Genomic DNA, 11,424 nt, shown 5'->3' with positions numbered 1-11,424 from the left:
GTCTGATTATTGTGATATTAGTATCAAAAAATACGGAATAACTGAATAAAAACAAATATATGAGAATACTTATCATTTATAATAAGTCTTTTGAATATCTATTCATGCTGTAAAAATAGGCAGTTAGACTTAATTTTTAAGTATTTTTTAATTTAATCAGGCTTAATGATCTTACAAATTGTGACAAAATATATTAAAATAAATGCTGGTTTATTTTGTGACGAAAAATAATGGAAATTTTAAACTTTATAAAGAGTTTCAACACGGTAAACACGTATTTAATTTTGGCGATAATTGCCTTGTTGCTTATAATTTCATTTTTCTACTTTATTCATCCTACCTGATTAAGTAGAAAATTGAAGAAAAAAAGGTGAGTATCATATTGATAACTCGCCTTTTTTTATTTTTTAAAAATAATTTTTATCAAAGTGCAATTGCTTTTTATTCACCAAGTTTAATAGATGAGATTACAATTAGCTAAAGATTGTATTGTAAATTGAATTTATATAACATACCAACCAACTGGTATCTTTTGATGAATTTATGAATTCTATTGTTTTTGCCTATAGTTTATTGGCGGTCGCTATCATCGCTGAAGTAACAGGTTCAACATTCTTAGTGAAATCGCAAGGCTTCACAAAGTTAGTACCGAGTTTACTGGTGGTATTTTTTTATGTGATTTCTTTTTATTTACTTTCTCACGTGATTAAAACAATTCCATTGGGTATTGCTTATGCAATTTGGGCTGGTGTCGGTATTATCCTCACTGCTTTGGTGGGTTACTTCATTTTCAAACAAAGCTTAGACTTTGCAGCAATTGCAGGCATTGGATTAATTATTTCAGGTGTATTGGTGATTAACTTATTTTCAACATCAGCAGGGCATTGATAAAAGCACGAAGCAGGTAAGATTTGAGTATGGATAAAATTGTAGAAAATGCTTATCAACGTAAAAAAGATCCTGAAGGTGTTAAAAAATTAATTTTAGCTAACACGATGAGTTTAGTTGCTGAACATGGTGTAAATGGCGTATCTATTCAAAGTATTGCAACGCGTTCAGGTGTAACTAAAGGTGGTGTATTTCATCATTTTGCCAATAAACAAGTTCTGATTGAGGCCATGTTGGAAGAGTTAATCCAACAATTGGACCAGCAAGTTAGTCTGGCAATTGAAAAAGATCCAGTTACTTATGGCTGTTTTACACGTGCATATATTGATGTCACCTTAAGTCCTTCATTTGGTGTCAACACGGTATGGAGTGCTTTAAGTATGACATTGATGACAGATAAATCTTATAGTGAGAAGTGGGACCAATGGCTGACACGGCGATTGTCTCAACATGCTGAAACGGATGATTCTGCTACATTAAAAATATTACGTTATGCAGCCGATGGGGCATGGTTTGTTGAAAGCCTCTCCCCAAAAATGCAAGATGATTATGAGGAAATTAAACAGGAATTATTGTTAAGAACTTATCCTGAATAGTGATTCATTTGCTCTGCTTTGTAAGCAAAACCAATAGCTACAGATCAAAATAAAAATCCAAAATAAAAAAACCAAGCCAAATGATATTGGCTTGGAATGGAAAACTTTCTTTAAACTAGGTTAAATCATTGCTTTATGATTTATTCACTGTCTAAAGTCATTAAACTTGCATTTCCGCCTGCAGCCGCAGTATTGATACTGATTGCACGTTCAATAAGTAATGGTGCAAGTGGAATAATTGTATTGGCATCCGCTAAATGAGTTATGCCAACAATTGCACCTTCACGTTGCGCAATCAGAGTTTGTAATTCTTTTAGACCAGCACCTTGATGTAAAACAGCATCAAACTCTCCAACAGCCACATCATTGATCATCGAAAATTTTTGTTGCAACGCTTTTGGCATACTTTGAATCATTTTTAAAGCAATCGCATCGTCACTTAAAATACAGACTTGTGCATTGAGAGACAAAATTGCATTAAATTGATTCAGCAAAGCCTGTTCTTGCGCTGCGATTGCCAATATCCGATGACGTGATACAACATGGTATTGATTCAATTCACCTGTTGGACCCGGAAGTTCATATAAAGCAATCGGTGATTGATACTGATGCATAGCCCATTGCGCATAGTGCTGTTTTGCCCAAGTGTGAAACTCTGTTTGAATTTCAGATGGCTTTAAATTGAGCTGTTCAGAGATATTTTTTACAGTACCAAAAGGGCGATTAGGTAGCGCTGTATGCTGCATCAATTTATATAAATAAATCGGACCACCAGCTTTAGGCCCTGTTCCTGACAAACCTTCACCACCAAAAGGTTGTACGCCTACAACGGCACCTACAATGTTACGGTTAATATATAAGTTACCCACTTCCGCATGTTCAATGGTGGTTTGAATGGTTTCATCGATACGTGTATGTAAACCCATGGTTAGGCCATATCCTTTTGCATTGATATGTTCTAACAATTGCTTTAATTCACCATATTTATAGGTAATAACATGCAATACAGGTCCAAAAACTTCACGTTTTAAATCATTCAGATTTGGAAGCTCAATCACTGTCGGGACAATAAATGTGCCTGCATTTAGATCAGATGTTGGTGTTTCATAAGCAAGTTGATGTATTGCATAGCCTTTGCTCCGCATCATTTCGATATGTTTTTCAATATTCTGTTGCGCTTCACCATCAATCACTGGACCTATATCTGTTTTAAGCAAAATAGGTTGTCCAATGTTGAGCTGTTGCATGGCACCTTTAAGCATCTTAATCAAGGTTGCTGCATTGTCTTCTTGAACGCACAATACTCGGAGGGCAGAGCAACGTTGACCAGCGCTATCAAATGCTGAATTTACTGCATCAATTACGACTTGTTCTGTCAGCGCAGAAGAATCTACGATCATCGCATTTTGGCCACCCGTTTCAGCAATCAAAGGAATCGGTTGACCTGTTGGACTCAGGCGTTGTGCTACGGTTTTTTGTAAAATCTTAGCAACTTCAGTGGAACCTGTGAACATAATGCCTTGAATACGCTCATCTTGGCTGAGTTTTGCCCCAACTGTTTCACCACGACCAGGAAGTAATTGTACTACTGATTTTGGAACTCCTGCTTCCCATAAGATTTGAATTGCTTGTGCTGCAATTAATGGGGTTTGTTCAGCAGGTTTAGCAATTACGGTATTTCCTGCAACAAGTGCTGCTGAAATTTGTCCAGTAAAAATTGCAAGCGGGAAGTTCCAAGGGCTGATACATAAAATTGTACCCAATGGGCTGAGTGTGCCATTATCCTCAATGCTTTGCATTTGTGCTGCATAGTATCTAAGGAAATCAACGGCTTCACGTACTTCAGCAATACCATTACTATAAGTTTTACCACTTTCACGGCACAGTAAAACCATCAGTTCCTGAATACGCGATTCCATAATCGTAGCAGCTTTGAGCAATAACTCTGCACGAAAATCTTGAGATGCATTTTTCCAATTTTCAAAAGCTTGATGAGCGTTATCTAAGGCCAAATCGACTTGTGCTGTTTCTGCTTCGATCACATAACCAACTAGATCTGAATGATCAGCTGGATTACGGATTTCTTGCGAATTTATTTCAGCTAAGTCTTGTAAATCAAGCTGATCGACAAGGCTATAACTGTTCCACTGGTGTTTTAAATAGTGTTGAACAGTTTGATTTAAATCTTGTAATTTACTGTCATCAGCTAAGTCTAAACCTTGAGAGTTTTGGCGTATGCCTTGATATAAATCATGAGGAAGCGGAATAGCGGGGTGTTTTAACCCGACTGCGTGCTCTTTTTCTGCAGTATGTAAAATCTCTTGAACTGGGTTTTCAATCAAGTCTTCAATTTTAATATTTTTATCTGCAATACGGTTAACAAATGAGGTATTCGCACCATTTTCCAATAAACGTCGAACCAGATAGGCCAATAAGGTTTCGTGATTACCGACAGGCGCATAAATACGACATGGAATCCCTAATTTCTGATCTGAAACCTTGCCTACCACTTGTTCATAAAGTGGTTCACCCATGCCATGTAAGCATTGGAATTCATATTGACCAAGATAATATTTTTGTGGATCTGCTAACTCATAAATAGTGGCAAGTGTTTGCGCATTATGTGTTGCAAATTGCGGATACACCTGATCAGGCGCAGCCAATAGTTTTTTTGCACAAGCAATATAAGACAAATCTGTATGCACTTTACGGGTAAAGACTGGGTAGTCAGACATACCGTCAATTTGTGCTTTTTTGATTTCACTGTCCCAGTAAGCACCTTTGACCAGACGAATCATTAAACGTTTTTGACTACGTTTTGCCAGATCAATAATATAATCCACCACATAGAAACAACGCTTTTGATAGGCTTGGATCACAAAGCCTATACCTTTCCAGTTTGCCAGTTGTGGCTCAAAGCATAAACGCTCAAGTAATTCTAAAGACAGCTCTAAACGATCCGCTTCTTCTGCATCAATATTGAGACCAATATCATAGGTCTTAGCTAAAAGTGCTAAATTTAAAATACGAGGATAAAGTTCATGATGCACACGTTCGGTTTGAGAACGTTGATAACGTGGATGTAAAGCCGAAAGTTTAATTGAAATTCCAGGGCCGGTATAAACATCTTTACCTTCAGACGCTTTACCTATGGCATGAATCGCTTGTGTATAGTCTTCGAAATAGCGATCTGCATCGTGTTCAGTCAGTGCTGCTTCACCAAGCATGTCATAAGAATAACGGAAACCTTTGTCTTCAAGAGTTTTGGCATTGTCCAAAGCCTCTTCAATGGTTTCACCAGTAACAAACTGTTCACCCATCATACGCATTGCTGCATCAACTGCTTTACGGATGATGCCTTTACCTGTACGTGCTAAGAGCGAAGTGAGGATCCCCGAAAGGCTGGTTTGTTTAGGTGTTTCCATCAGTTTGCCAGTCAGCATGAGTCCCCATGCAGCAGCATTGACAAACATGAGATTACTTTGGCCTAAATGATCTTTCCAGTTACCTTGATTAATTTTATCGCGAATCAATAAGTCTCGGGTCGCACTATCAGGGATACGTAACAAGGCTTCAGCCAAGCACATCAATGCGATGCCTTCTTGTGAAGACAATGAAAACTCTTGCAGCAGACCTTGTACGATACCTGCTTTGCCTGACGAACTTTTACGGTCACGTAAGCTATGCGCTAAGTTAAATGCAATGTCATAAATTTTCTGATTCATTTCTTCAGAAATTTGACTGTGCTCAAGTAAGTTTTCAACGCATTCCGATTCAGTACGACGCCACGCATGATTGATTTCTTCTTCAAAATCAGTTTTGTCTTTAAATTCGGTAATGTAATCCAAACTTGGAAGTAGGTTTGCATTTAAAACTTGAGGTGAATCCATATTCATTGTCAACGTCCTGTGACTAGCAAATATTTTTGTTGAGCAGATGGGTTTATATAATTTATGATTACAGAATATTTAGTGAATAACTCACTATAATTTGAATAATATTTAGAGAATTATTCTATGGAAAGTGCTTATTTAAGCTTGGATCGTATAGATATTCGGATTTTGGATATTTTGCAAAAAGATGGAAAAATTTCCAATATTAAGTTGGCTGAAAAAGTTAATTTATCTCCAACAGCCGCGCTTGCTCGGGTGCAGAAATTGACAGGTGAAGGATTTATTTTGGGCTATGAAGCAAAACTAAATCCGAAAATGTTAGGCGCTAATTTTGTGGTATTTGTTGAGATTCTTTTAGACAAAACTACACCCAATGCTTTGGATGCTTTTTCAGATGCAATCGTACAATATCCAGAAATTATGGCATGTCATATGATTAGTGGTGGTTTTGATTTTTTAGTGAAAATTCGGTGTGCAGATATGGAGGAGTTCCGTCGTATTTCAGGGCAGGTCCTGTGGCAATTGCCTGGGGTAAAGGAAACGCGTAGTTATCCAGTGATGGAAGTGATTAAAGACAGTTCACAATTACATTTAAATTTTAAAGCGAAAGTAAAGAAATAGAAAAGGGGCATGAATGCCCCTAACTCTAATGATTTATTCAAACATTTGAATTTACATATTTTTCATTTCACGGTTATAAATTTGCTCAGCATTTTCAAAACGATCAATTACTTCTTTTTCAGGGGCTTTGTCCATTAAACTGACCACAATGATGCTGATGAAAGAAAGCACAAAGCCTGGCACGATTTCATATAAACCCGTATGCGCCATGGTGTTTTTCCAAACAATTACCGTTACAGCACCGACAATGATACCGATCAATGCGCCATTTAAAGTCATACGTTTCCAAAACACAGACAATAAAATAAGTGGACCAAATGCAGCACCAAAACCAGCCCATGCATAAGCCACTAGACCAAGTACCTTACTTTCTGGGTTAAATGCCAAGATGATCGCGAGTACTGAAATGGCTAAAACCATTAAACGACCGACCCAAACCAACTCATTTTGTGAGGCTTTTTTACGAAGAAAAGATTTATATAAATCTTCAGTTAAGGTACTTGAGCATACCAAAAGCTGACAGCTTAAGGTACTCATAACAGCGGCTAAAATAGCGGCTAAAACAACACCAGCAACCCATGGATTAAATAAGATTTTGGTTAATTCCATAAACACTGTTTCTGGATTTTTTGCCACAATTGCAGCTGACGGAATATCAGGATGTGCTTGGAAATAAGCAATACCAACATAACCTACAGCAACAGCGCCCGCTAAACATAGAATCATCCACGCCATACCAATACGACGTGCGTTGGGAATGGTTTTCACTGAATCTGCTGCCATAAAACGGACTAGAATATGCGGTTGTCCAAAATAGCCTAAGCCCCATGCCATTGATGAAATGATGGCGATAAAACTGACTCCTTGGAACATATTTGCTGCATGTGGACGTGCGGCTTCAATCAATTGATTGACATGTTGTAAATCACCGACTGCCAAGAAAGTCATAATCGGTGCCAACAGCAATGCAAAAATCATCAAGCCCGCTTGAAATGTATCCGTCCAACTGATCGCAAGAAAGCCACCGATACACACATAACTGATGGTTGCAATCGCACTGACCCAAAGAGCAGTGGTGTAGTTCATAGCAAAAATACTTTCAAATAAACGTGCACCTGCCACCATGCCTGAAGCACAGTAAATACCAAAGAAGATTAAAATGACCAGTGCAGAAATGATACGGATCACTTTCTTTTTATCACCAAAACGGCTGGTGAAATAATCTGGTAATGTTAATGCATTATTTTGTATTTCAGTATGGACACGTAAACGGCCTGCGACCAAATACCAGTTGAGCCAAGCACCAATAATGAGCCCGATTGCGATCCATGATTCAGATAATCCAGTCAGGTAAATTGCACCTGGGAGTCCCATGAGTAGCCAACCACTCATATCCGATGCACCTGCTGAAAGTGCAGTGACAAAACTCCCTAAACTTCGACCTCCCAAAATATAATCTGAGAAATCGGTGGTTTTTCTATAGGCATATAAGCCAATACAAACCATTGCAATGATATAAAAGATAAACGTGACAACTGTGGGGTTGAGTGAGTCCATATTTAATTCAGTCCTTGTGGAGTAAATCTCCAAGTTTTATTTTTTATCGCATAAGTTTCACGAGCGAATTCTTTCACACAACTAAAAAATATCGCTGTGATTTTTATAAGGTGATTGTGCAAGATTTATGTATCCGATTGTAACTTTAGATACAAATGCAAAAAATCAGCAATTTATATCCAAAAAAATTCTACTGGGAGTGTTTAGAGACTGTGGGATTATACTTTACGCAAAGTTACATTGTTAACGTTTAATTGATAATTCCATAAAATTGTTTATCGAAATGACATATTTTGCTAGTACAAAAGCAGATAAGAAGGAATATTATTGTAACTGCACAACTATAGTGCATAAATATATAATGAGCAGATCACATGGAAACGGTTCAACCTGAAGTTACAAGAATAGAAAAAGATTTATTGGGAAGTAAAGAAGTTCCTATAAACAGTTATTATGGTATTCATACAATTCGAGCTTTAGAAAATTTTAATATTTCTAAACATACCGTCGGTGAACAAAGCTTTTTTATCCGCGCTTTGGCTCAGGTCAAAAAGGCCTCGGCACAAACCAATTTACAATTTAATAAGATCTCTGAAGAAATCAGTGTAGCGATTCAAAAAGCAAGTGATGAACTGATTGAAAATCCGCAAAATTGGAAAGATGCTTTTCCATCAGATGTCTACCAAGGTGGTGCAGGTACATCGATTAATATGAATACCAATGAAGTCATTGCCAACATCGCATTAGAGTCTTTAGGTTATGCGAAAGGACGTTATGACATCATCCATCCAAATGACCATGTCAATAAATCTCAATCGACCAATGATGTCTATCCCACCGCATTACGTTTAGCAACTTACTATTCACTGGATTTGTTATTTGAAAAAATCAATAATTTGTTTAGTTCACTGACATTAAAATCTGCTGAGTTTCAGTATGTGTTAAAAATGGGACGGACCCAGTTACAAGATGCTGTCCCAATGACATTAGGACAAGAGTTTCATGCCTTTGCAACATTACTCAAAGAAGATGTGCGCTTAATTAAAAAAACCCGTGAACTTTTATTAGAAATTAATTTAGGCGCTACTGCGATTGGTACAGGCGTAAATACACCACATGGTTATGCTGCTCAGGTCAATGAAAATTTAAAAGCCTTAACAGGTTTAAACTTAATTGGTGCAGAAGACTATGTTGAAGCGACCAGTGACTGCGGTGTATTTATTATCCTTTCAAGCACCTTAAAACGTTTGGCTGTAAAACTCTCTAAAATCTGTAATGACTTACGTCTATTAAGTTCTGGCCCAAGAACAGGTTTATGGGAAATTCGCTTACCTGAATTACAAGCTGGTTCATCGATTATGCCAGCGAAAGTCAATCCTGTGATCCCAGAAGTCGTCAATCAAGTTGCATTTAAAGTGATTGGTAATGATTTAACCATTACCTTTGCAGCAGAAGCGGGCCAATTACAGTTAAATGTGATGGAGCCTGTGATTGCACTTACCATGAATGAATCAATTGAGTTATTGATCAATGCGATTCAAACCTTGGATGAGAAGTGTATTCAAGGTGTGGTTGCCAATGAAAAAACCTGTTTTGATGCTGTGATGCGTAGTGTCGGAATAATTACCTTACTTGATCCAATTTTAGGTCATGCGAAGTGTGATGAAATTGGGAAGCAATGTATTGCTGAAAATAAAACCATTCAAGAGGTTGTACTTGAACAAGGTTTATTGAGCCAAGAACGTCTAGATGAAATTTTCTCTTTTGAAAATATGATTTCAGAAATTGCAGTACAGCCATATGAAGAAATCGGTAAAGCAGGCTAATTGTTTGAATTACACTTGTTGATCTATGTATAAAAAATTTGATAAATACAGCATTTCGATGCTGTATTTTTATGCATGGTAAAAAAAGTAAAGTTTCTTTATAATTCAACAAAATTTAAAATCACCAACAAAAGTCAATAATCTATGAATAATAAACATTTAATTCTCGTCTTAAGTTTGGTACTTCTTTCTGGATGTGCGAAAAAATCGGAAGAAGCTGCTGAAAGTTCTGCGTCTGCTCCAGATACACAAGTCGTTGCTCAGGATGCTGCACAAGCGGCTGATGCCGCAGAAAAAAGTGCTGAACAAGCTACTGAAAATTCTGTTGATACCACACCTGTGACTGAACAAAAACCTGAAACTATTTTAAGTACCGATGTCAGTCAAGCAGAAAAAGCACGTCGTATGGTGCGTGAAGCTCAGGTTAATTTCACAGCTAAAGATGTGGTTAAAACTGCTTTAGAAATTGATAAGCTCACTTTTCAAGCGGGCGGCTTTATAGAGCAGAAAAATATCAGTTTTGATGTACTCGATGTAAAAACACAAAAAATTGCGGATGGTAAAATCCGAGTTTTTGAAAAAGTTGATCCGCATGCGGAGATCATTGTCAGAGTACCGAGTGATAAAGCCGCGTTATATGTCAATCAGTTATTGCCTTTGATGTACTTTTTAAATCAACAACAATATTCTGCAAAGCGGTTTGAGTTAAAGCTTTTAGAAGAAAAAATTGGACAAACTCAAACTGTACCTAGTGATACCAAACAATCACAGCTGAATGAAATTTCCCGTTTAACCCAACTTGAAGTTCAAGATCGGGTGCGTTTTAGCACGATTAGTATTGCCATTAAACAACCCGCGATGGTGAGAGAAAGTCTGGATGTTGATGTTGCTGCTGTGGCACGCTTAAACGGTGATAGTTTTTGGAAGCGTGCTTGGGAAGGTGTTCAATATGGCTGGCAATTTATTTTGGATTTATTGGTTATTTTAGTCACCATTTGGCCACTTTATTTACTGGTATTTCTTGGCTTGATTATTTATCGAGTGATTAAGCCTGTAATGAATAAATTATTTAATGATTCTTCATCGACTAAACCTTCTAAAGATGTGAAAAAAGATCAGAGTAATTCTACAGATGACAATGCATGATTTTACTTAGTGCTATGCTGTAATTTTTAAAGCCAGTGCAATTGCACTGGCTTTTTAATGTGTTGTCAGTTTTTCAAAAAGCTGTTGCATTCCTTCAGTCGCACTCATTTTTAAACATTGGTATTGTTGGGGAACACGCTCATAACTGGCTTGCGGGTCAATATAATAGGCATCACAGTGTTCTGGAATCTCGTGAATCAAACCTGCCACAGGGTAGACGGTCAATGTGGAGCCAATAACAATAAAAATATCAGCATCACGGATCATCTGTACTGCTTCTTCATACGCAGGAACAGCTTCACCAAACCAAATCACATGAGGGCGAAGTGGATATCCTTCAGGACATTTATGTTGTTCTAGATCCAATTGCCAACCATCTATAGGATAAAACTCATTTGTGTACTGCGCATTGGGTTTAGAACTTTTAGCAAGGCGGATATTGCCATGTAAATGAATAACCTGTTGGCTTCCTGCACGTTCATGCAGATCATCAATATTTTGAGTAATTACAATGACATCAAAATGTTGTTCGAGTTGAGCAATGATATCGTGTGCTTGATTGGGCTGAGCATTGAGAATATGTTGACGTCGTTCATTGTAAAAACGTTGCACCAAGGCAGGGTTACGCCGCCAAGCTTCAGGTGTAGCCACCTCTTGAATATCTACAGATTGCTTTTACAAAAAAAACAAAAAAGATAATAAATAAAAATATGGACAAATCTTGTACTAAAAAATATCTCAATTGATTGAGAAAATTATGAACTAACACTCACCATGAATTCAATCGCAAATAAGTTTATAAATGGTGAATTTGATATTGAAGAGACAATGAAACAGATGATGAATCATCCAAACAGTATGAAAAGTCCTAAGTTCTAGTTACATTCAAGTGAATAT

7 protein-coding genes and 1 pseudogene are annotated in these 11,424 nt (G+C 37.2%); 5 read left to right on the top strand and 3 right to left on the bottom strand.

From position 1 onward, the window contains the following. The first annotated feature begins 543 nt into the window (after positions 1 to 543). Both GJV03_RS20445 and GJV03_RS20440 read left to right on the top strand, forming a co-directional pair. Positions 544 to 888 carry an SMR family transporter gene (locus tag GJV03_RS20445; protein ID WP_035372365.1) on the top strand — a complete coding sequence of 115 codons (345 nt, stop codon included), beginning with the start codon at positions 544 to 546 and terminating at the stop codon, positions 886 to 888. Positions 889 to 917: 29 nt separating this feature from the next. Then, positions 918 to 1,484, top strand: a complete 567-nt coding sequence (locus tag GJV03_RS20440) for a TetR/AcrR family transcriptional regulator (RefSeq protein ID WP_154130996.1) — start codon at positions 918 to 920, stop codon at positions 1,482 to 1,484. Between the two features lie 140 nt (positions 1,485 to 1,624). Here the strand turns inward: GJV03_RS20440 and putA are convergent, their stop codons facing one another. Continuing rightward, entirely contained in the window at positions 1,625 to 5,380 is a 3,756-nt protein-coding gene (gene putA, locus GJV03_RS20435; RefSeq protein ID WP_154130995.1) for a trifunctional transcriptional regulator/proline dehydrogenase/L-glutamate gamma-semialdehyde dehydrogenase, read from the bottom strand. A 120-nt stretch (positions 5,381 to 5,500) separates the two neighbouring features. Between putA and GJV03_RS20430 the strand changes: the two genes are divergently transcribed. After that, positions 5,501 to 5,998, top strand: coding sequence for an Lrp/AsnC ligand binding domain-containing protein (locus GJV03_RS20430; protein WP_004821915.1), 498 nt, complete (start codon positions 5,501 to 5,503; stop codon positions 5,996 to 5,998). Positions 5,999 to 6,049: 51 nt separating this feature from the next. Here the strand turns inward: GJV03_RS20430 and putP are convergent, their stop codons facing one another. Continuing rightward, positions 6,050 to 7,555, bottom strand: a complete 1,506-nt coding sequence (gene putP / locus GJV03_RS20425; RefSeq protein ID WP_034617251.1) for a sodium/proline symporter PutP — start codon at positions 7,553 to 7,555, stop codon at positions 6,050 to 6,052. 374 nt (positions 7,556 to 7,929) lie between these two features. On the opposite strand from putP, the gene aspA reads away from it, so the two are divergent. Next, the gene (gene aspA / locus GJV03_RS20420) at positions 7,930 to 9,381 is read left to right on the top strand and encodes an aspartate ammonia-lyase (RefSeq protein WP_154130994.1); all 1,452 of its coding nucleotides are present in this window, start codon (positions 7,930 to 7,932) and stop codon (positions 9,379 to 9,381) included. Positions 9,382 to 9,525: 144 nt separating this feature from the next. Continuing rightward, positions 9,526 to 10,527, top strand: a complete 1,002-nt coding sequence (locus GJV03_RS20415) for a DUF4349 domain-containing protein (protein WP_154130993.1) — start codon at positions 9,526 to 9,528, stop codon at positions 10,525 to 10,527. Between the two features lie 54 nt (positions 10,528 to 10,581). On the opposite strand, the pseudogene GJV03_RS20410 reads toward GJV03_RS20415, so the two are convergent. Continuing rightward, positions 10,582 to 11,199: pseudogene (locus tag GJV03_RS20410) on the bottom strand (Sir2 family NAD-dependent protein deacetylase); the annotation flags it as partial. Between the last annotated feature and the right edge of the window lie 225 nt (positions 11,200 to 11,424).

Origin of the sequence: Acinetobacter sp. RIT698, from assembly GCF_009668065.1 — a bacterium.
Lineage (GTDB): Bacteria > Pseudomonadota > Gammaproteobacteria > Pseudomonadales > Moraxellaceae > Acinetobacter > Acinetobacter guillouiae.
The sequence above is the reverse complement of the archived record's forward strand: the minus strand, read 5'-3'. Positions and strand labels throughout refer to the sequence as shown.